The organism is Streptomyces sp. CA-250714 (assembly GCF_050936705.1).
In the GTDB taxonomy this organism is placed as follows: domain Bacteria; phylum Actinomycetota; class Actinomycetes; order Streptomycetales; family Streptomycetaceae; genus Streptomyces.
In genome coordinates, this window is sequence record NZ_JBNJMI010000001.1 from 2,264,759 (window position 1) to 2,284,475 (window position 19,717).

The window sequence follows — 19,717 nt, forward strand, 5'->3', positions numbered from 1 at the left end:
GACCACCACCCCTGATGGACCGCGCTTCGCGCGGGCTGTACTCAATGAGGGTCAGCCGCGCGGCTTCTCCCGCATCTCGTACGTCGCGATGACGTCGTCGACCTTGATGTCGTTGAAGTTTCCGAGGTTGATACCGCCCTCGAAGCCTTCGCGGATCTCGGTGACATCGTCCTTGAAGCGGCGCAGGCCCTCGATGGTGAGGTTCTCCGCCACGACCTTGCCGTCCCGGATGACGCGGGCCTTGGTGTTCCTGCGCACCTCGCCGGAGCGGATGATGACACCGGCGATGTTGCCCAGCTTGGAGGAGCGGAAGACCTCGCGGATCTCCGCCGTACCCAGCTCGACCTCTTCGTACTCGGGCTTGAGCATGCCCTTGAGGGCCGCCTCGATCTCCTCGATGACCTGGTAGATCACCGAGTAGTAGCGGACGTCCACGCCCTCGCGCTCGGCCAGCTGCGTCGCGCGCCCCTCGGCGCGGACGTTGAAGCCGATGACGATGGCGTCGGAGCCGGTCGCCAGGTCGATGTCGGTCTCGGTGACCGCACCCACGCCGCGGTGCAGGATGCGCAGGTCGACCTCTTCGCCGACGTCGAGCTGGAGCAGCGAGGACTCCAGGGCCTCGACCGAACCGGACGCGTCGCCCTTGATGATGAGGTTGAGCTGCTGCACCTCGCCCGCCTTGAGCACCTTGTCCAGGTCCTCCAGGGAGACGCGGCGGGTCCGCTTGGCGAAGGCAGCGTTGCGCTCGCGCGCCGCGCGCTTCTCGGCGATCTGCCGTGCCGTGCGGTCCTCGTCCACCACCAGGAAGTTGTCGCCGGCGCCCGGGACATTGGTGAGACCGAGCACCAGGACGGGGGTCGAGGGACCCGCTTCCTTGATGTTCTCGCCCTTGTCGTCGAGCATCGCGCGCACCCGGCCGTAGGCGTCGCCCACGACCATGGTGTCGCCGACCCGCAGCGTGCCGCGCTGGACCAGCACGGTCGCCACGGCGCCGCGGCCGCGGTCGAGGTGGGCCTCGATCGCGATGCCCTGCGCGTCCTGGTCGGGGTTGGCCCGCAGGTCGAGCGAGGCGTCCGCGGTCAGGACCACGGCCTCCAGCAGCTCGTCGATGTTCAGGCCCTGGCGCGCGGAGATGTCGACGAACATCGTGTCGCCGCCGTACTCCTCGGCCACCAGCCCGTACTCGGTCAGCTGGCCGCGGACCTTGGTCGGGTCGGCGCCCTCGACGTCGATCTTGTTGACCGCGACGACGATCGGCACGTCAGCCGCCTTGGCGTGGTTGAGCGCCTCGACGGTCTGCGGCATCACGCCGTCGTTCGCCGCGACCACCAGGATCGCGATGTCGGTCGACTTGGCACCGCGGGCACGCATGGCGGTGAACGCCTCGTGACCAGGGGTGTCGATGAAGGTGATCTTGCGCTCTTCGTCGTTCACCTCGGTCGACGCCTGGTACGCGCCGATGTGCTGGGTGATGCCGCCGGCCTCGCCCTCGATGACGTTGGTCTTCCGGATCGCGTCCAGCAGCCTCGTCTTACCGTGGTCGACGTGACCCATGACGGTCACCACCGGCGGACGCGGCATGAGCGCCGTCTCGCCGCCCTCGTCCTCGCCGAACTCGATGTCGAAGGACTCGAGAAGCTCGCGGTCCTCCTCCTCCGGGCTGACGATCTGGACGACGTAGTTCATCTCGTCGCCGAGCAGGTGCAGCGTCTCGTCGGAGACCGACTGGGTCGCGGTGACCATCTCGCCCAGGTTGAACATCACCTGGACCAGCGACGCCGGGTTGGCGTTGATCTTCTCCGCGAAGTCCGTGAGCGAGGCACCACGCGACAGCCGGACGGTCTCGCCCTTGCCGCGCGGCAGCATCACACCGCCGACGGACGGCGCCTGCATCTGCTCGTACTCCTGGCGCCGCTGCCGCTTCGACTTGCGGCCACGACGGGCCGGACCGCCGGGACGGCCGAACGCGCCCTGTGTGCCGCCACGGCCACCGGGACCACCCGGACGACCGGCGAAACCGGGACGGCCACCGCCGCCAGGACGGCCGGCGAAACCACCGCCGCCGCCACCGCCGGGACGGCCACCGCCGCCACCACCGGGACGACCGGCGAAGCCGCCGCCACCGCCACCGGGACGACCGGCGCCACCCGGACGGGCACCGCCACCGCCACCGGGACCGCCACGGCCGGGACCCGGACGCGGGCCCGCGGCAGGACGCTGCGGCATCATGCCCGGGTTCGGACGGTTACCGCCGCCGCCACCCGGACGCGGACCGCCGCCCTGCGGGGCCTGCGGACGGGGCATGTTGCCCGGCGTGGCACGGCCGCCACCCGGAGCCTGCGGACGGGGACCCGCCTGACCGGCGCCGCCCGGACCCTGGCCCGGCTTGGGAGCACCAGGCTTCGGAGCGCCCGGCTTGGGGGCACCGCCGGTACGGGGCGCCTGCGGGCGCGCCATACCGGTGGAGCCACCGGAGGTGAAGGGGTTGTTGCCCGGACGCGGCCCGGAGGGACGCGCACCCGGCTTGGCGGGCTGACCCGGCTTGGGGGCACCGCCCTGCGGACGGCCCTGGCCGCCCGGCCTGGGTGCCTGGCCCGGCTTCGGAGCCTGGCCGCCGGGACGCGGTGCCTGGCTCGGCTTGGGGCCGCCCGGCGCTGCGGGCGGCGCCTGGAAGTCCGGCTTCGCGGGCGCTGCGGGCTGTGCGGGCCCCGGCTTGGGAGCACCGGGCTTCGGGGCGCCGGACCTGGGGGTCTCGACAGCGCCCGACTCACCCTGTGCAGGGCTCGGGGCAGGGGTCACCGGGGCCTCGGGACCCGGCTTGGGGGCACCGGGCTTCGGTGCTCCCGGCTTCGGCGCGCTCGCACCCGGCTTGGGCGCGGCGGGCTTGGCGGCTGCCTTCTTCGGCGCCGCCGGCTTCGCTGCGGACTTCTTGGCGCCACCGCCGGAGCCCGCGTCGAATGCGTCTGTCAGTTTGCGGACTACCGGCGCCTCGATTGTCGAGGACGCCGAACGGACGAATTCGCCTAGTTCCTGGAGCTTGGCCATGACGACCTTGCTCTCCACTCCAAGTTCCTTGGCGAGTTCGTATACCCGGACCTTAGCCACTTCGCTCCTTACGGCCCGGGGGATCGTCCGCCGGACCTTCGCTACTGATGCATGGGCGTACTCATCGCGTACTCATCGAGTGCTCATCGCAATCTCGACCTACTTCCCACTCGCGAGGTACCTCTCCCCGCACGGAGGTTCCGTACGGGCTCTCTTACGGTGCTTGCTGTGCGTTCCGCTCCACGTGCTCCCGCAGCTCTGCGAGGTCGAACGGACCCGGGCCCCTGAAGGCCCGGTTGAATGCCCGGCGACGGACGGCCTGCTCGAGACAGGACGGAACGGAGTGCACATAAGCACCCCGACCGGGCAGCCTACCGCGAAGATCGGGGATCAGGCTGCCCCCGATATGCACCACTCGCAGCAGAACATCCTTGTCGGCGCGCTCCCGGCAGCCCACGCAGGTCCGCTGAGGGCACGCCCGACCACGCGTCCGGCCAGACACTGCCTAAGTCTACCTCCCCGAAGCCCCGAAACCCCGTGCGGGGTAAGGGCCCCGTTACTCATTCGCGGCCGGGCCGTAAACCTCCGACCGCGTACTGTGACGGCTCAGCCCTGCTCGGCGGAGCGGCCCTGGGACTGGCCGTCCCCGGCTGCCTCGGCGGTGTCCGGGCGGATGTCGATACGCCAGCCTGTCAGCCGGGCGGCGAGCCGGGCGTTCTGGCCTTCCTTGCCGATGGCCAGTGACAGCTGGTAGTCGGGCACGGTGACCCGCGCGGAGCGGGCTGCCAGGTCGATGATCTCCACCTTGCTCACCCGCGCCGGGGAGAGGGCGTTGGCGACCAGCTCGGCCGGGTCCTCGGACCAGTCCACGATGTCGATCTTCTCGCCGTGCAGCTCCGCCATGACGTTCCGCACCCTGCCGCCCATCGGGCCGATGCAGGCGCCCTTGGCGTTGAGCCCGGAGCGGGTGGACCGTACGGCGATCTTGGTGCGATGGCCCGCCTCACGGGCGATGGCCGAGATCTCCACCGAGCCGTCCGCGATCTCCGGGACCTCCAGCTCGAAGAGCTTCTTGACCAGGTTGGGGTGGGTGCGCGAAAGCGTCACCGAAGGACCGCGCACACCCTTGGCGACGCGGACGACATAGGTCCGCAGCCGGGTGCCGTGCGCGTAGTCCTCGCCGGGGACCTGCTCCTGCGGCGGCAGAATGGCCTCCAGCTTGCCGATGTCCACCAGCACGCTCTTGGGGTCCTTGCCCTGCTGGACGACGCCCGCCACGACGTCGCCCTCGCGGCCCGCGTACTCGCCGAAGGTGACCTCCTCCTCGGCGTCCCGCAGCCGTTGCAGGATGACCTGCTTGGCCGTCGTCGCGGCGATCCGGCCGAAGCCGGTCGGGGTGTCGTCGAACTCCCGCGGCTCCGCGCCCTCTTCGAGCTCGTCGGGGCTCTCCTTGGCCCACACCGTGACGTGACCGGTCTTCCGGTTCAGCTCGACGCGCGCATCCCGCCGGCTGCCCTCGGTGCGGTGGTACGCGATGAGGAGGGCCGACTCGATCGCCTCGACCAGCAGGTCCAGGGAGATCTCCTTCTCCCTGACCAGCCCGCGCAGGGCACTCATGTCGATGTCCACGGCTACGCCTCCTCCTCGTTCTCGTTCCCGGCGGCTTCGGCGTCGCCGGCCGCGGAGGTGCGCCGCGGCTGTTCCGCGGCCTTGCGGTTGAATTCGATTTCCACCCGTGCCTTGGCGATCCCGTCGAAGGCGAGTCTGCGGGCGGTGGGCTTGCGCCCCTTGACCCCGGGCACCTCCAGGTCGACGCCCTCGTCGTCGACGGCGGTGATGCGGGCGGTCAGCTCGCCGCCGCCGGCCGCCTCGGTGAGCTGGGCCTTGATGAGCCGCCCGACGGCGCGGCGGTAGTGCCGCTGCTCGGTCAGCGGGCGGTCGGCCCCCGGGGAGGTGACCTCCAGCACGTACGGGGCGCCACCCATCGCGTCGCTCTCGTCGAGCACTTCGGAGAAGGCGCGGCTCAGCTCCGCGCAGGTGTCCAGCTGGACCCCGTCATCAGCGTCCACGACGACACGCAGCACGCGTCGCTTTCCGGCCGGGGTCACCTCGATCTCTTCGAGATCCAACCCCCTCTTGCTGACGAGCGGTTCCAGCAGTCCGCGCAGCCTCTCGCTCTGGGTGGTGCTCATCCGGGTGACTCCTCGGCCGCGTGTGCTGTTGTAGGGGGCCTTGTGACAGGGGCGTGTCGCCGACCAAGCCTATCGCCTGTGGCGGGCTGCGCCGACCCGGTCGCGGAACGCACGGCTGTGTGCGGCTGTATACAGCTGTGTCGTCGCGAGGGCGCTGTCCTGGCACCGCTGCCGGGTGCCCCGGTTCGGCGTCACCATCCGGGCTCACTGTGCGGCGCCGCTGTCCGGCGTCCGGGTGCGGACCTGCCGGGCAGGGGTGGCCCCGGGCAGCCGCGGGAAGAAGCCCGGGTACCCTCGCGGGGCGTGACCAGCGCCCTACTGCGGTCACAAGTCCGGGCGAGGCCGCAGTCCGTCTGGCCGTTCGTTCGCCCACACCCAGGGAGTGCACATGTCGCTCACGCCGTCACCGGCGGCGGCACGACCACGCCGCAGGTCGGTACTGACCGGCGCACTAGGCGCCACGGGAGCGGCGTTCGGGCTGCCGCTCGTCGCGGCCTGTTCGGACGAGGAAACACGGGGAAGCGCCGACGGGGAGCGCGCGGACGCGACACGAAGGCTGCGCAGAAGTGCCGCCCGCGACAGCGAGCACCTGCTGGCACGTTACGAGGGCACGGTCGAGGTGCACGCGGCGCTCGCCGCGCGGCTGCGCCCGCTGCGCGACGAGGTCGCCCGCCATGTACGGGTGCTGCGCGGCAGCGAGTCGGGTACCCGGGCGCCCTCCCCCGCACCGTCCGCTTCGCGGGGCTCCCGGCCGCCGTCCGCCTCGCCCGCCCCGACGCGCTCCGGACAGCCGGACGGCGGACCGGACAGCCCCTCCGAGCGGCCGCCGAAACCGGACACCGCGTCCGTCCCCGGGACGGAAAAGGCGGCACTCACCGCACTGGCCGAGGCGGAGCGGAAGCTGGCCGCCGCACGGACAAAGGCACTGGGCGGCGCGCCACCCGAGTTCGCCAGACTGCTGGCATCGGTGGCCGCCTGCGGGTCGGCGCACGGGTACCTCCTCGACGAACACAGCAAGAAGGCGGACGACGAGAAGAGCGCCGACGGCGACGAGAGCCCGGGCGGCGACGGCAAGAACGGCGAGCACGGCATGGCCCAGGAGAACGGCGGAAACGGCGAGGGGGCGGTGGACGGATGAAGGAACTGGACGCCGTCCAGGCCGCGTTGCGCGCCGAGCACGCCGCCGTCTACGGCTACGGGGTCGTCGGCGGGCGGATCGACGAGGACCGCAAGAGCGAGGTGCGCGAGTGCTTCGCGGCACACCGGGCACGCCGGGACGCACTGCGGCGCACCGTCCGCTCGCTGGGCGGCGAGCCCGAGCCGGCCGCCGCCGCCTATGCGCTGCCCTTCGCCGTGCCCGACAGCGAGGCCGCCGTACGGCTCGCGGCCCAGCTGGAGGACCGGGTCGCCGGGGTGTACGCGGATCTGGTGCGGGCAAGCGAGGGGGCGCGGCGCCGCTCGGCTGCCGACGCGCTGCGTGAGGCCGCCGTCCGTTCGGTGCGGTGGAAGGGCAGCGGCGTGGCCTTCCCGGGCCTCACCGAACTGGGCGCCGGGGACTCGCCCGCCTCCCCCTCCGGAGCGCCGGACGGCTCCAGCGCCCCCGGCACGCTGTGACCCCGCCGGGCGCGTACGCCGTACGCGCTCCTTCGAAGTGCTGACGAAAGGCCCGTCCGGAATGGCTTCCGTGCTGCCCCTCGAACCCCCGCAGCGGCTGCTGCGCGCGCTGGCGGCCCAGCAGGGCACCGCCGCGGCCACCATGGCGCAGGACTGGCTGGACGGAATCTCCGCACTGCTGGAGCGGTGGCTTCAGCAGTGGGAGCTGGTAGCAGAACGAGTGGTGACACCGGGCGGGCGCAGCAGTGTGGTGGTTCTGGTGCGGCAGGCGGACGGTACGCCTGCCGCACTCAAGCTGCTCGCCCCCGACGGTGCGCCTGCGCCGGTGCGGGCAGCGCGCGAGTACGAGGCGCTGACCGCCTGGCACGGGCTCGGCGCCGTACGGGTGCTGCGGGCAGCGCCGGAAGAGGGCGTGCTGCTGCTGGAGCGGCTGCGGTGCGAGGTATCGCTGCGGTCGCTGCCCGAGGCCAAGGCGACGCTGGAGGCGGTCTCCGTGCTGCGGCGCCTATGGGTGCCGCCGCCCGCGGGCCACGGCCTGGAGACGGTCGCCGAGCACACCGGCGTGGAGGCAGCACAGATGCGCTCCTCGGTGCCGCCGGATGCCGAACCACTGGTAGCCGCCGCGCTGGAGGCCCGGGAGGCGATGCTGGCCGAACCTCCGGAGAGTGATCCGGTGCTGCTGCACGGGGACTTCCGACAGGGCGCCGTGCTGGCCGCCTCCGAACGCGGTGAACGGGCGCACTGGCTGACCGTAGGACCCGACCCTGTGGTGGGCGAGCCCGCCTACGACCTGGCGCGGCTGGTACGGGACCGGCTGCACGACCTGATGGCGTCCACCGGAGCGGCCGCCGCCACCCGCCGCCGCGTCAACAAGCTCGCCGACTCACTGGACGTCCCGCGCGAACGGGTGCGCCAGTGGACCCTCTACCGCGCGGTCGAGTCCGCGTGCCGGCAGTACGCGGGCGGCAGCACAGCGGACGCGGAGATGCTGCTGGAGTTCGCGGCCTGGCTGTGAGGCTGCGGGCCCCCGCTGTCGCAGGGGCCCTCTCCGCACCGGCTTCAGGCTGTGGGTGTTCAGCCCTGGGTGAGCCGCGCGACCGCCTCGTCGATCGGCAGCTCCTCGCGCTCGCCCGTACGCCGGTCCTTCAGCTCCACGCGGCCGTCCTTGATGCCCCGTCCGGCGATCAGGATCGTCGGCACGCCGATCAGCTCGGCGTCGGTGAACTTCACGCCCGGGGAGACGCTCGTACGGTCGTCCACCAGCACCCGCACTCCCGCCTCGCCGAGCCGGTCCGCGATCTCCAGCGCGGCCTCGGTCTGCTGCGCCTTGCCCGCCGCGACCACGTGCACATCGGCGGGCGCCACCTCGCGGGGCCAGCACAGGCCCTGCTCGTCGGCGTGCTGCTCGGCGAGCGCGGCGACAGCGCGCGAGACGCCGATGCCGTAGGAGCCCATGGTGACGCGGACCGGCTTGCCGTCCTGGCCGAGCACATCCAGCTCGAACGCGTCGGCGTACTTGCGGCCCAGCTGGAAGATGTGACCGATCTCGATGGCGCGGTCCAGCTCGATGCCTGCGCCGCAGTTCGGGCAGGGGTCGCCGGGCTCGACCACGACGACGTCGAGGTACTGGTCGACCTCGAAGTCCCGGCCGCACACCACGTTGCGGGCGTGCTTGCCCTCCTCGTTGGCGCCGGTGATCCATGAGGTGCCGGGCGCCACCCGCGGGTCGGCGAGGTAGCGGAACGCCTTGCCCGCCATGCCGCCCTGCGGACCCACGTAACCGCGGACCAGGTCCTGGCGGCCCTCGAAGTCCTCGGCGGTGACCAGCTCGACCGTGGCGGGCGCCAACTGCTCGCCGAGCTTGCCCAGGTCCACCTCGCGGTCGCCGGGCACGCCGACCGCGGTGATCTCGCCGTCCACCTTCACCAGCAGGTTCTTCAGCGTGGCCGAGGCGGGCACGCCCAGGTACTCGGCCAGCGTCTCGATGGTGGGGGTGTCCGGGGTGTCCAGCTTCTCCACCGGGTCGTGTCCCTCGACGGAGGCCGGCGGCACGGTGACGGAGACCGCCTCCGTGTTCGCCGCGTAGCCGCACTGCGGGCACTGCACATAGGTGTCCTCGCCGGCCGCGGCAGGGGCCAGGAACTCCTCGGACGCGGAACCGCCCATGGCGCCGGAGACGGCCGAGACGATGCGGTAGTCCAGGCCGAGCCGCTCGAAGATGCGCTTGTAGGCGACGCGGTGCGCGGCGTAGGACTCGGCCAGGCCCTCGTCGGAGACGTCGAAGGAGTAGGAGTCCTTCATCGTGAACTCACGGCCGCGCAGGATGCCGGAGCGCGGGCGGGCCTCGTCCCGGTACTTGGTCTGGATCTGGTAGACGGTGACCGGGAGGTCCTTGTAGGAGGTGCACTGGTCCTTGACGACCTGCGCGAAGATCTCCTCATGGGTGGGGCCGAGGAGGTAGTCGCCGCCCTTGCGGTCCTTGAGCCGGAAGAGCAGGTCGCCGTACTCCTCGTAGCGGCCGGACACCTCGTAGGGCTCCTTGGGCAGCAGCGCGGGAAGCAGCACCTCCTGGCCGCCGATGGCGTCCATCTCCTCGCGTACGACGCGGGTGACGTTCTCCAGCACCTGCTTGCCGAGCGGGAGCCACGTCCAGATCCCCGCGGCGGTACGGCGCACATATCCGGCGCGGACCAGCAGCTTGTGGCTGAGCGTCTCCGCGTCGGCCGGGTCGTCACGCAGCGTCTTCAGCATCGACCTGGACAAACGCTGGACACGGGCTGCCATGGGGACTCCTGCTCGGGGCTGTACTCGCGATGAGTGACGGAACACGTCGATGCGGAGCCTAACCGCCCGGACCCGGAGCACGGAAACGAGAGCCACCGCTACTGCAGCGGTAGCCACGCTCCCGGTCACCCCCGCGCCAGCGGCAACCACGCCCCCATCACCACATACGGCTGCGCCGCGCTGGGGAACTGCACTCGGCGGGCCAGGTCGCGGTAGCCGAGGCGGCGGTACAGGGCGCGGGCCGGGCTGTCGGTGTCGAGGGCGGAGAGGAGGGAGCGGGGTTCGGTGGCGTCGTCGGTGAGACGGGTGATCAGCTCGCGTCCGATGCCGCGGCGCTGGAAGGCGGGGTGCACATGCAGCTCGGTGATGACGAAGGTGTCGTCCAGCCAGTCCTCGTGGCCCTGCTGGCGCAGATACGGCTCGACCACCGTCGACCACCACTGGGAGCGGTCGTTCGGCATCCCGTAGACGAAGCCGACGAGGCGGTCCTCCTCGGTGGTGGCGCCCAGCGCCCGCGCACCCGGCGAGGTCATATGGCGCAGGACGATGTGCCTGCGTACGCCGATCTCCTCGTCGGTCAGCCCGAAGGCGAGAGCCTGGACGGCGAGCGCCTCGTCGACGCGCGCTGCGAGGTCGAGCGGGCCGGTGACCACTCTCCGGGGGTCCGGGAGCTGTCCCCCGGCTGTGTGCGGCATGGCGGGGAGGCTACTTCCTCGGCCGTGTCCGCGCGAAGAGGCGGGCGCAGCGCGGCAATCCGGGGCCGTACGGCCTCAGAACAGCACGCTCATGAACGCGCCGACCTCCTGGAAGCCGACGCGTTGGTAGGCGGCGCGCGCTGGGGCGTTGTAGTCGTTGACGTAGAGGCTCACGAGCGGCGAGACCTCGCGCAGCGCGTAGCCGATGACGGCGGCCATTCCGGCCTTCGAGAGGCCTTCCCCGCGCCGCTCGGGGGCCACCCAGACGCCCTGGATCTGGCAGGCGTAGGGGGTGGCGGCGCCGATCTCGGCCTTGAAGACGACGCGGCCGTCCTCGATGCGCGCGAAGGAGCGCCCGGTGCTGACGAGCTCGGCGACCCGCGCCTGGTAGACCAGCCCGCCGTCACCAGCCAGCGGGGAGATGCCGACCTCCTCGGTGAACATCGCCACGCAGGCGGGCAGTACGAGATCCATCTCGTCCTTGGCCACCCGCCGGACGAGCGGGTCGGGTTCGATGTCGTACGGCACCCGGTCGGTGACCAGCAGCGGCTGGTTGGGGCGCACCTCGCGGGCAGGGCCCCAGTGCGGCTCCAGATACGACCACAGGGCCGCCGTGGGACCTGCGGGGCCGACGATGGACGAGCAGCGGCGGCCCTGGCGGCGTGCCCGCTCGGCGAACGCGCGGACGGCCTCGGGGCCCGCGCACAGCGGGACGAGGTTGGCGCCGCTGTAGCAGAGGGCCTCCAGCCGGCCGTCCAGATACCAGCCCCACATCTCGCCGCCGAGGCGCCAGGGATCGAGTCCGGAGTTCTGCACCCGGGCGGCGACGAATGCGTTGTTGACCGGCTCCCGGCGCAGAACGGCGAGCGCGTCCTGCAACTCGGCCGGTTCGACGACCTTGGTGGAGGTGGTGGTCAACAACGGTCTCGGTGCCTCACCGTGCGGCCCGTGGGCGTAAGGAACGATCTGCTGGCACTGTACCTGTGCGCACAGAACGCCGCCGCCGCGCGGCCGTCCCCGGCCGCGCGGCGGTTGCTTGGGTGCTGGTTCCCGCGGCTGAGTGTCGCGGATTTCCGCAGGTGATGGTGGCTGCGGAGGGACGGAGGACGGTGTCCGGGGAGAGCACCGCGGACCGGTTCCGCGGCGTTCCGCAGGCGTTCCGTGGGCGAGGGATCAGCCCGCCGGGTGGGCGACGGATCAGCCCGCCGCTGTCACCACCGGCTCACCGGAGGCGACGCCCTCCTTCTCCATCTGCTCGGCGATCTTCATGGCCTCGTCGATGAGGGTCTCGACGATCTTGGACTCGGGGACGGTCTTGATGACCTCGCCCTTGACGAAGATCTGGCCCTTGCCGTTGCCCGAGGCGACACCCAGGTCGGCTTCACGGGCCTCGCCGGGGCCGTTGACGACGCAGCCCATGACGGCGACGCGCAGCGGGACGTCCATGCCTTCGAGCCCTGCGGTGACCTCGTCGGCGAGCTTGTAGACGTCCACCTGGGCGCGGCCGCAGGAGGGGCAGGAGACGATCTCCAGGCCGCGCTGGCGCAGGCCGAGGGACTCCAGGATCTGGATGCCGACCTTGACCTCCTCGGCGGGCGGTGCCGAGAGGGAGACCCGGATCGTGTCGCCGATGCCCTCGCTGAGCAGGGCGCCGAAGGCGACGGCCGACTTGATGGTGCCCTGGAAAGCGGGGCCGGCCTCGGTGACGCCAAGGTGCAGCGGGTAGTCGCAGCGCTGGGCCAGCAGCCGGTAGGCGTTGACCATCACGACGGGGTCGTTGTGCTTGACCGAGATCTTGATGTCGCGGAAGCCATGCTCCTCGAAGAGCGAGCACTCCCACAGCGCCGACTCGACCAGCGCCTCGGGCGTGGCCTTGCCGTACTTCTCCAGCAGGCGCTTGTCCAGCGAGCCCGCGTTGACGCCGATCCGGATGGGGGTGCCGGCGGCGGAGGCCGCGGTGGCGATCTCCTTGACCTTGTCGTCGAACTGCTTGATGTTGCCGGGGTTGACGCGGACGGCGGCGCAGCCCGCGTCGATGGCCTGGAAGACGTACTTCGGCTGGAAGTGGATGTCTGCGATCACCGGGATCTGCGACTTACGGGCGATCGTGGCGAGCGCGTCGGCGTCGTCCTGTGTGGGGCATGCCACACGGACGATCTGGCAGCCGGACGCCGTCAGCTCGGCGATCTGCTGCAGCGTCGAGCCGATGTCCGAGGTGCGGGTCGTGGTCATGGACTGCACGGACACGGGCGCGTCCCCACCGACCGCGACCGTCCCTACCTGGATCTTCCGGCTGACCCTGCGGTCGGCGAGCTTGGCCGGAACGTCCGGCATTCCGAGCGAAATCGCTGTCATCAGCGTGCAACCCCAACGGTGTCGTTCAAGTCCCGGGTTCGACGGGCTCCAGATCCCCGAGATTACGGCACCAGCCTCGCGCGGAGCACATCGTTCACTGGAGAATGCCGCAAATGGTGACGCCCGTGCAGGAATCGCACGGGCGTCACAGCCTGGAACACGGGTCCGGCTAGCCGGTGAGTCTGACCGGATTCACCACGTCGGCCACCAGCACCAGCAGGGTGAAGCACAGAAAGATTCCGGCCACCACATAGGCGACGGGCATCAGCTTGGCGACGTCGAAGGGGCCGGGGTCGGGGCGCCGGAAGACCTTGGCCAGATTCCGCCGCAGCGACTCCCACAGGGCACCGGCGATGTGCCCGCCGTCCAGCGGCAGCAGCGGCAGCATGTTGAACAGGAACAGGCTCAGATTGAAGCCCGCGACCAGGAAGAGCATGGTCGCCACCCGCTGGCTCGGCGGAATGTCGAGCGAGAAGACCTCGCCGCCCACCCTGGCGGCGCCCACCACGCCCATCGGGGAGTCCTGCTTGCGCTCCGCGCCGTCGAAGGCCGCGTTCCACAGGTCGGGCACCTTGCCCGGCAGGTCGATCAGGGCCTCCACACCGTTGGCCATCATGTCGCCCATCCGGTCCACGGCCTGCGGGAAGGACTGCTGCACGATGCCGCTGGCCGGGGTGAAGCCGAGGAAGCCGGCCGTGACGTACTCGTCGGGGACGTAGCTGCCACGGCCGTCGGACTTGGCGACCTTGTTCTCGATCAGGTTGGCGTGCAGCGTGTGCCGGGCGCCGTCCCGCTCGACGGTGAGGGTGGCGGGGCCCGTGGTGTCGCGGATGTGCTGCTGGAGGGCGCCCCAGTCCTCGACGCGCTGCCCGTCGAAGGAGACGATCTTGTCGCCCGGCTTCAGGCCCGCCGCCTTGGCCGGGGAGTCCTTGGCGTCCTTGGGGCACTTGTCGGTCTGCGCCGAGGCGGGGATCACGCACTCCGAGACCGTGGAGACGGTGGTCGTCTGGGTGTTGACCCCGAACGTCATCAGCACCGTCAGAAAGATCACCACGGCCAGCACCAGATTCATGAACGGCCCGGCGAACATCACGATGACGCGCTTCCACGGCTTGCGCGTATAGAGCATCCGGTGCTCGTCACCGGGCTGGAGCTCCTCGTACGCGGCAGCGCGGGCGTCCTCGATCATGCCGCGGAACGGCGAGGAGGAGCGCTGCCGTACGGTGCCGTCGTCGGCCGGCGGGAACATGCCGATCATGCGGATGTAGCCGCCGAGCGGCACCGCCTTGACGCCGTACTCCGTCTCGCCCTTGCGCTTGGACCACAGGGTGGGGCCGAAACCCACCATGAACTGCGGCACCCGCACGCCGAACATCTTGGCCGTCGAGAAATGGCCGAGCTCGTGCCAGGCGATGGAGAACAGCAGGCCGACGACGAAGACGACTATGCCGAGGATGGTCATGAACGTCGTCATGCGCGGGCCTCCGCTGTTGCTGTGGCGGTACGTGCCGCCAGTTCACGGGCGCGGGCGCGCGCCCAGGTCTCTGCGGCGAGGACATCGGGAAGGGCCAGCCCGGTTCCGTCCGGTGTGCCGTGCTCTTCGACCACAGCCGCCACCGTATCCACGATGCCCGTGAACGGCAGCCTTCCGGCCATGAACGCCTCCACGCACTCCTCGTTCGCCGCGTTGAAGACGGCGGGGGCCGTGCCGCCCAGCGCTCCGACCCGGCAGGCCAGCGGGACGGACGGGAACGCCTCCTCGTCCAGCGGGTAGAAGTCCCAGGACATCGCCTCGGTCCAGGAGAAGACCGGTCCGGCGTCCGGCACCCGCTCCGGCCAGCCGAGGCCGAGCGCGATCGGCAGCCGCATGTCGGGCGGGCCGCACTGGGCGAGGGTCGATCCGTCCGTGAACTCCACCATCGAGTGGACGGCGGACTGCGGATGGACCACCACCTGGATGCGGTCGAACGGAATGTCGTAGAGCAGATGCGCCTCGATGACCTCGAGCCCCTTGTTGACCAGGGTGGCCGAGTTGACGGTGATGACCGGGCCCATGTCCCAGGTGGGATGGGCCATCGCCTGCTGCGGGGTCACATCGGCGAGCTCCGCTCTGCTCCGGCCCCTGAACGGGCCGCCCGAGGCGGTGACCAGCAGCTTGCGCACCTCGGCGCGGGTGCCGCCCATGAGGGCCTGGAAGAGCGCGGAGTGCTCGGAGTCGACGGGCACGATCTGGCCGGGCTCGGCCACCGCCTTGACGAGGGGCCCGCCGACGATGAGCGACTCCTTGTTGGCCAGCGCCAGCACCCGGCCCGCCTCCAGCGCGGCCAGGGTCGGTGCGAGACCGATCGAGCCGGTGATGCCGTTGAGCACCGTGTGGCAGGGCGAAGCGGCCAGTTCCGTCGCGGCGTCCGGGCCCGCCAGCACCTCGGGCAGCGGCTCGTTCGTGCCGTACTCGTCCCGCAGCGCCGTCCGCAGCGCGGGCACCGTCTCCTCGCGGGCCACGGCCACCGTGCGCACCCGCAGCGCGTGCGCCTGCTCGGCCAGCAGCTCGACCCGGCCGCCGGAGGCGGCCAGCGCGGTGACCCGGAAACGGCCGGGGTTCTTCAGCACGACGTCGACGGCCTGCGTGCCGATCGAACCGGTCGAGCCGAGGATCACGATGTCGCGCGGTGCGCCCGCCTGCGGCTCTGCTGCCGTGCCACTGCCGTTGCCGGATGGCTCGGTGCCGGGGTAGCGCAGATGCGGGTCAGCGAGGGAGTCGGTCATGCCCCCATTGTGTCCGCTCCCCGGACCCGACCGGACAGCGCACCGGTTGCGAGGCCGGGTGTGCGCGGCAGCGGGCGCGCGGGTGGGGGCGCGGTGGGGGCACACCGGCGGCAGCGGCGGGGGTTTCCGTATGCCGCGGGCACCGCCTGATGTCGTCTTTCATGCCGAGTACGATCACGCTCATGCCGCCTTGCGATCAGAACGGGCTGCCATTCGATCAGCCCAGTCAGCGAAGTGGCATACACGATCGCGTCGGGCCCACTAAGATCGAGCATTTGGCCGGGAGCCGGGAGCCGGGAGCCGGGAGCCGGAAGCCGGAAGCCCGGAGTGTGCTGTTCGTCGTCAGGACGGCGACCACGTTGCACCGGCTCCTCGACGCCGCCCCTGCCCTCGCGGGCGACCGGCGGATCCGGCCGTACGTCACGCTGGTGCCAGGTTCGGAGTTCGGCGCAGACGCCTTCGCCGCGCTCGAGGGGCTGCGGGCGCTGCACCTGCCCTGGGAGGAGGCCACCCGGCGGACGTTCGGGCTGATACTGGCGGCGTCCGCGCGCGGTGAACTGCACCGGCTGCGCGGCCCGCTGACGCTGTTGCCGCACGGCGCGGGCTTCAGCAAGCGGATGCCTGCCGTACCGGGTGAGCCGGAGGACGACGCGGCCAACGGACTCCACCCCGACGAGCTGCTGCGCCCCGACGGCGCCCCGCTCGCCCAGTTGCACGCTCTGGCCCATCCCGGTCAGCTCGACCGGCTCGCCGCGCATTCGCCACGGGCGGCCGAGCCCGCCGCCCTCGTGGGTGATCCGACACTGGACCGGCTGCTGGAGTCGCAACCGCGCCGGGACCGCTACCGGCGCGCCCTGGGGACCGGCCGGCGGAGGCTGGTGGTGACCCTCTCCACCTGGGGCCGGGAGTCGCTGCTGGAGCGCCGCCCCGGACTGCCGCTGCGGCTGGCGACGGAACTGCCGTACGACGCCTACCAGACGGCACTGGTGCTGCACCCGAACGAGCACGCGCGCAAGGAGCAGTTCGGGCTCAGCCTGGACCTCACACCGGAGCGGAAAGCCGGGGTACTGCTGCCCCGCCCGTACCAGGAGTGGGGGGCGCTGCTGGTCGCCGCGGACTGCGTCATCACCGACCACGGCTCGACAGCGCTGTACGCGGCGGCACTTGGCCTCCCCGTGCTGGGCGCCTACGACGGCGGGACGGAGCTGCTGCCCGGTACGCCCATGGCGCGACTGCTGGACGCGGCGCCGCAGCTGGACGAGCAGCTGCCGTACGGGAGCCAGCTCGACCGGGCGCTGGCGGAGCACCGGTGCGAGACCGTGCTGGCGGTGGCGGCGGACGCGTTCGCGGGGCATGGGAGCGCGGTGCGGGAGCTGCGCAGTCGCCTGTACGAGCTGTTGGACCTCACCCCGCCTCCGCTGCCCGCCGAACCGGAGCCGCTGCCGCTGCCGGCCGAGGTGGTGCGACGGTCACCCGCGCCGTGGGCCTTCGCCGTGGAGGGTGACGTGGTTCTGGACGCGGACGGTGACGCGGGCGGGGGCACCGTGCGGGTGGTGCGGCGGCCGGTCTCGGGCCGCCCTGGTGACCATCTGGCGGCCGAGGAGGACTGGGCGGGGCTGCGTCATGTGCAGAGCGCCGGGCTGCTGTACCGGCACTGGGACCGGAGCACTGCCGGGGTTCCGGAGTGGAGCGCGGGCGTGCTCGCGGCGTACCCGGGGTGCCGTACGGCCGCCGCGGTGGTGGCGGAGGACCGGTGTGTGCTGCGGGTACGGGGCGGCGGGCTGCTGGACGTACGGCTGGAGTCCGTCTCCGCAGGCGTCGATCCGGTCGCGGTGCTGTGCGGGGTGCACATGTGGCTCGCCAAGCGGCGTACTGGCGTGCCCCGCGGGCAGCGGGTGCGGTGCGAGGTGGGCGGACAGCATGCGGTCGCGGTACTGGAGCCCGTACCGGATGGCGCGGAAGCGCCCGTCGAGGGGCTGACCGGTTAGCCGTGCTCCACCAGGCCGCCCGCGCGGGCCTCGATGGCGTGGGCCCGGGCGCGGTGCGCCTCGGCCGTCTCCCGTTCCCCCGTCGCCGCGGCGAGGTCGGCCAGTGCGTGCAGGGCCGCGGCCTCGTCGTGGTCGGCGCCACGGATGCGGGCGCTGGCCAGTGCGCGCTCGTACAGCGCCCGTACCCGGTCGTTGTCGGCAGCCCGCCCGTCGTCAGCGGCAGTGTGCAGCCGGCGCAGTGCGCGGGCGAGTTCGTAGGCGGTGAGCCCCGTCATCCGCTCGCGGTCCTGTTCCAGGGCCATCCGGTGAGCCCCTTCGAGCGCTTCGACAGCGCGCTGCGGCTCGCCCTGGTCGGTGAGGGTCTTGCCGAGCAGGTAGCTCTGCAGCAGGACGCCGTAGGGGTTGCCGATCTCCTCATGGATGCGGCGGGACGCCATGAACTGCTCTGTCGCGCGCGTCAGGTCGCCCTCCGCGCAGTGCAGCAGTCCGCGGAATTCCAGCGTGGAGGCGCGCAGTTTGGGCTCCCCCTCCAGCATCGCCGCAGCCTGCACGGCGTGGTCGACCATGGTGCGGGCTTCCGGCAGCCTGCCCACCTCCCACAGGGCGCGGGCCAGTTGGCAGCGCATCCGGGCCTGTGCCGCCACCTGCTCCGCGCGCTGTGCCGAGGCGAGCCCGGCGCGGAAGGCGTCGATGGCCTCGGCGTGGTGCCGGTGGTCCATGAAGTGCGTCCACATCGGCTCGCACAGACCCCAGGCGTCGGCGTCACCCTCCGGGTCGCCACCGTCGCCGCTGTTGTGCGCGAGGTGCACGCACGCGTAGAGCGCGGGTTCTTCGGCCCGCATCCAGCGGGCCGCGTCCGCCTTGTCGGCGAAGGGCACATCAGGCGCGTACGGCAGCGGGGGCACGGGGGTGGCGAAGCGCATCCGGCCGCCGGCGAGCAGGGCGTCGGCGCGCTCGGCCTGCCGCCGGTACCAGCGCACCACCCGGCGCAGGGCCGCTGCCGCCTCCTCCGGGTCACTGTCGCGGCGGGCGCGCCGCTGGGCGTGGGCGCGCAGCAGATCGTGCATACGGAGGCGTTCTGTCGCACTGTCGGAGTCGTCGGCGCCGCCGCGTTCCGTGGCACTGTTGCGCTCCGTCGCGCTGGTGTCCCGTGCCGCGCTGTCGTCCTCCCGTGCGCGGTCCCAGACGGCGACCAGGCTGGCGTGCTCCAGTTCGCCCAGCGCGTCGTAGGCGGTGTCCGGGTCGGGGGCGCCGAGCAGCGCCGTGGCCGACGCGGCGGTGAAGGACGGCCCCGGGTGTGTGGCGAGCAGCCGGTAGAGGCGGGCCGCGGGGGCGCTCAGCTCGCGGTAGGCGGCGTCCCAGACGGCTTCGACCACGGGCAGGCCCTCCTCGTCGAGCTCGGTCCGCAGCGCGGCCACCAGCCGCTCGGGCGGCCTGCGCCGGTGGGTGCGCAGATACCGGCCCGCGACGTGCAGCGCAGCGGGCAGTCCGCCGCACATCCGGGCGATCTCGGCCACCGTGCCAGGACCGCCGGCCGGCCGGGTCCCGTCCAGTACGGCGTGCAGCAGTCCTTCCGCCGCCTGGCCGGGCAGCGGGCCCAGCGGCACCTCCAGTGCGCCGGACAGATCCACCAGGCGCTTGCGGCTGATGACGATGGCGACACTCTCGGAGGAGACCGGCAGCAGGGGTTCGACCTCGCTGCCGTAGGCGACGTTGTCGAGGACGACGACGAGTTCGCGGCGTGCGGTGCGCTCCTCGTACTGACGGCGGCGCCCCGCGAAGTCCTTGGCCAGCCACGGCTCGTGCACACCCAGCGCGCGCAGCAGCACTGCCAGTACGTCCGCGGGGGCCACGGCACCGTCCCGGCGTACGTCGTCCAGGTCGACGTACAGCGCGCCGCACCCCCGCTCGCGGTATGTCTCGTGCGCGAGCCGCAGCCCCAGTGCGCTCTTGCCGACGCCGCCGATCCCGCTCACGGCGACGACCAGCGGCCGCACCACTCCGGGGCGCCCGCGGCGCTGCCCGAGCGCCTGTGCGACGCTGGCCCGCTCGGCGTCCCGGTCCTCGAAATAGGCCGCCTCGACCGGCAGTTGCACCGGCGGCACGGTCGGCTCCTGCGGTGCGGCGTGCGTGTGGTGGTGCACGGCTCCGATACTGGCCGCCTGGACGATCGCACCGGTGCTGACCTGCCCGTCGACGGTGTTGCGCGGGTTCTCGCTCACGCCCCAACTCTAGGGCGGGTGAGCGGTGATGGGCAGGGTGCACCGGTGCGCCGCCA

The 19,717-nt window shown here is 72.0% G+C and carries 15 protein-coding genes; 4 read left to right on the top strand and 11 right to left on the bottom strand.

The genetic code is table 11. The features are described 5' to 3' along the window. Nucleotides 1-51 precede the first annotated feature (51 nt). The 4 genes from infB to rimP form a co-directional block, all read right to left on the bottom strand. Nucleotides 52-3,105, bottom strand: a complete 3,054-nt coding sequence (infB, locus tag ACQEU8_RS09825) for a translation initiation factor IF-2 (protein ID WP_433098943.1) — start codon at nucleotides 3,103-3,105, stop codon at nucleotides 52-54. A gap of 154 nt (nucleotides 3,106-3,259) precedes the next feature. Next, nucleotides 3,260-3,547, bottom strand: a complete 288-nt coding sequence (locus ACQEU8_RS09830) for a YlxR family protein (protein ID WP_433098945.1) — start codon at nucleotides 3,545-3,547, stop codon at nucleotides 3,260-3,262. Nucleotides 3,548-3,651: 104 nt separating this feature from the next. Beyond that, entirely contained in the window at nucleotides 3,652-4,674 is a 1,023-nt protein-coding gene (gene nusA, locus ACQEU8_RS09835) for a transcription termination factor NusA (protein WP_433098947.1), read from the bottom strand. A 2-nt stretch (nucleotides 4,675-4,676) separates the two neighbouring features. Next, nucleotides 4,677-5,237 carry a ribosome maturation factor RimP gene (rimP, locus tag ACQEU8_RS09840; protein ID WP_433098949.1) on the bottom strand — a complete coding sequence of 187 codons (561 nt, stop codon included), beginning with the start codon at nucleotides 5,235-5,237 and terminating at the stop codon, nucleotides 4,677-4,679. A gap of 388 nt (nucleotides 5,238-5,625) precedes the next feature. Here rimP and ACQEU8_RS09845 point away from each other — a divergent pair, with 388 nt between their 5' ends. The 3 genes from ACQEU8_RS09845 to ACQEU8_RS09855 all read left to right on the top strand — a co-directional run bounded on the left by ACQEU8_RS09845 (nucleotide 5,626) and on the right by ACQEU8_RS09855 (nucleotide 7,866). Beyond that, on the top strand, nucleotides 5,626-6,375 hold the full coding sequence (locus ACQEU8_RS09845; RefSeq protein WP_433098951.1) for a hypothetical protein: 750 nt from the start codon (nucleotides 5,626-5,628) through the stop codon (nucleotides 6,373-6,375). After that, a complete protein-coding gene (locus ACQEU8_RS09850; RefSeq protein WP_433098953.1) occupies nucleotides 6,372-6,851 on the top strand; it encodes a ferritin-like domain-containing protein in 480 nt (159 codons plus the stop codon). Before ACQEU8_RS09845 ends, ACQEU8_RS09850 begins: the two co-directional genes overlap by 4 nt. A 61-nt stretch (nucleotides 6,852-6,912) precedes the next feature. After that, nucleotides 6,913-7,866 carry an aminoglycoside phosphotransferase family protein gene (locus tag ACQEU8_RS09855; protein ID WP_433098955.1) on the top strand — a complete coding sequence of 318 codons (954 nt, stop codon included), beginning with the start codon at nucleotides 6,913-6,915 and terminating at the stop codon, nucleotides 7,864-7,866. 59 nt (nucleotides 7,867-7,925) lie between these two features. On the opposite strand, the gene ACQEU8_RS09860 is transcribed toward ACQEU8_RS09855, so the two are convergent. The 6 genes from ACQEU8_RS09860 to dxr all read right to left on the bottom strand — a co-directional run bounded on the left by ACQEU8_RS09860 (nucleotide 7,926) and on the right by dxr (nucleotide 15,451). Next, nucleotides 7,926-9,635 (bottom strand): proline--tRNA ligase, encoded by a 1,710-nt coding sequence (locus ACQEU8_RS09860; RefSeq protein WP_433098957.1) that lies wholly within the window; start codon nucleotides 9,633-9,635, stop codon nucleotides 7,926-7,928. A gap of 125 nt (nucleotides 9,636-9,760) precedes the next feature. Further along, nucleotides 9,761-10,330 (bottom strand): GNAT family N-acetyltransferase, encoded by a 570-nt coding sequence (locus ACQEU8_RS09865; RefSeq protein WP_433098959.1) that lies wholly within the window; start codon nucleotides 10,328-10,330, stop codon nucleotides 9,761-9,763. Nucleotides 10,331-10,405: 75 nt separating this feature from the next. After that, the gene (locus ACQEU8_RS09870; protein WP_433098961.1) at nucleotides 10,406-11,251 is read right to left on the bottom strand and encodes a GNAT family N-acetyltransferase; all 846 of its coding nucleotides are present in this window, start codon (nucleotides 11,249-11,251) and stop codon (nucleotides 10,406-10,408) included. Nucleotides 11,252-11,527: 276 nt separating this feature from the next. After that, entirely contained in the window at nucleotides 11,528-12,685 is a 1,158-nt protein-coding gene (gene ispG / locus ACQEU8_RS09875; protein WP_433098963.1) for a flavodoxin-dependent (E)-4-hydroxy-3-methylbut-2-enyl-diphosphate synthase, read from the bottom strand. Nucleotides 12,686-12,854: 169 nt separating this feature from the next. Next, nucleotides 12,855-14,159 carry a M50 family metallopeptidase gene (locus ACQEU8_RS09880; RefSeq protein WP_433098965.1) on the bottom strand — a complete coding sequence of 435 codons (1,305 nt, stop codon included), beginning with the start codon at nucleotides 14,157-14,159 and terminating at the stop codon, nucleotides 12,855-12,857. Further along, entirely contained in the window at nucleotides 14,156-15,451 is a 1,296-nt protein-coding gene (gene dxr, locus ACQEU8_RS09885) for a 1-deoxy-D-xylulose-5-phosphate reductoisomerase (protein WP_433098967.1), read from the bottom strand. The genes ACQEU8_RS09880 and dxr overlap by 4 nt, the downstream gene beginning before the upstream one ends. A 275-nt stretch (nucleotides 15,452-15,726) precedes the next feature. Here dxr and ACQEU8_RS09890 point away from each other — a divergent pair, with 275 nt between their 5' ends. Next, a complete protein-coding gene (locus ACQEU8_RS09890; RefSeq protein ID WP_433098969.1) occupies nucleotides 15,727-17,439 on the top strand; it encodes a translation initiation factor 2 in 1,713 nt (570 codons plus the stop codon). Here ACQEU8_RS09890 and ACQEU8_RS09895 read toward each other — a convergent pair. After that, complete coding sequence (locus ACQEU8_RS09895; RefSeq protein ID WP_433098971.1) at nucleotides 17,436-19,661, bottom strand: hypothetical protein; 2,226 nt, start codon at nucleotides 19,659-19,661, stop codon at nucleotides 17,436-17,438. The genes ACQEU8_RS09890 and ACQEU8_RS09895 overlap by 4 nt on opposite strands. Between the last annotated feature and the right edge of the window lie 56 nt (nucleotides 19,662-19,717).

Coding starts and splice junctions, on each gene's coding strand:
- dxr (WP_433098967.1), bottom strand. CDS start 15,451: ATGACCGACTCCCTCGCTGACCCGCATCTGCGCTACCCCGGCACCGAG.
- ACQEU8_RS09865 (WP_433098959.1), bottom strand. CDS start 10,330: ATGCCGCACACAGCCGGGGGACAGCTCCCGGACCCCCGGAGAGTGGTC.
- ACQEU8_RS09850 (WP_433098953.1), top strand. CDS start 6,372: ATGAAGGAACTGGACGCCGTCCAGGCCGCGTTGCGCGCCGAGCACGCC.
- ACQEU8_RS09880 (WP_433098965.1), bottom strand. CDS start 14,159: ATGACGACGTTCATGACCATCCTCGGCATAGTCGTCTTCGTCGTCGGC.
- ACQEU8_RS09855 (WP_433098955.1), top strand. CDS start 6,913: ATGGCTTCCGTGCTGCCCCTCGAACCCCCGCAGCGGCTGCTGCGCGCG.
- ACQEU8_RS09860 (WP_433098957.1), bottom strand. CDS start 9,635: ATGGCAGCCCGTGTCCAGCGTTTGTCCAGGTCGATGCTGAAGACGCTG.
- ACQEU8_RS09845 (WP_433098951.1), top strand. CDS start 5,626: ATGTCGCTCACGCCGTCACCGGCGGCGGCACGACCACGCCGCAGGTCG.
- rimP (WP_433098949.1), bottom strand. CDS start 5,237: ATGAGCACCACCCAGAGCGAGAGGCTGCGCGGACTGCTGGAACCGCTC.
- ispG (WP_433098963.1), bottom strand. CDS start 12,685: ATGACAGCGATTTCGCTCGGAATGCCGGACGTTCCGGCCAAGCTCGCC.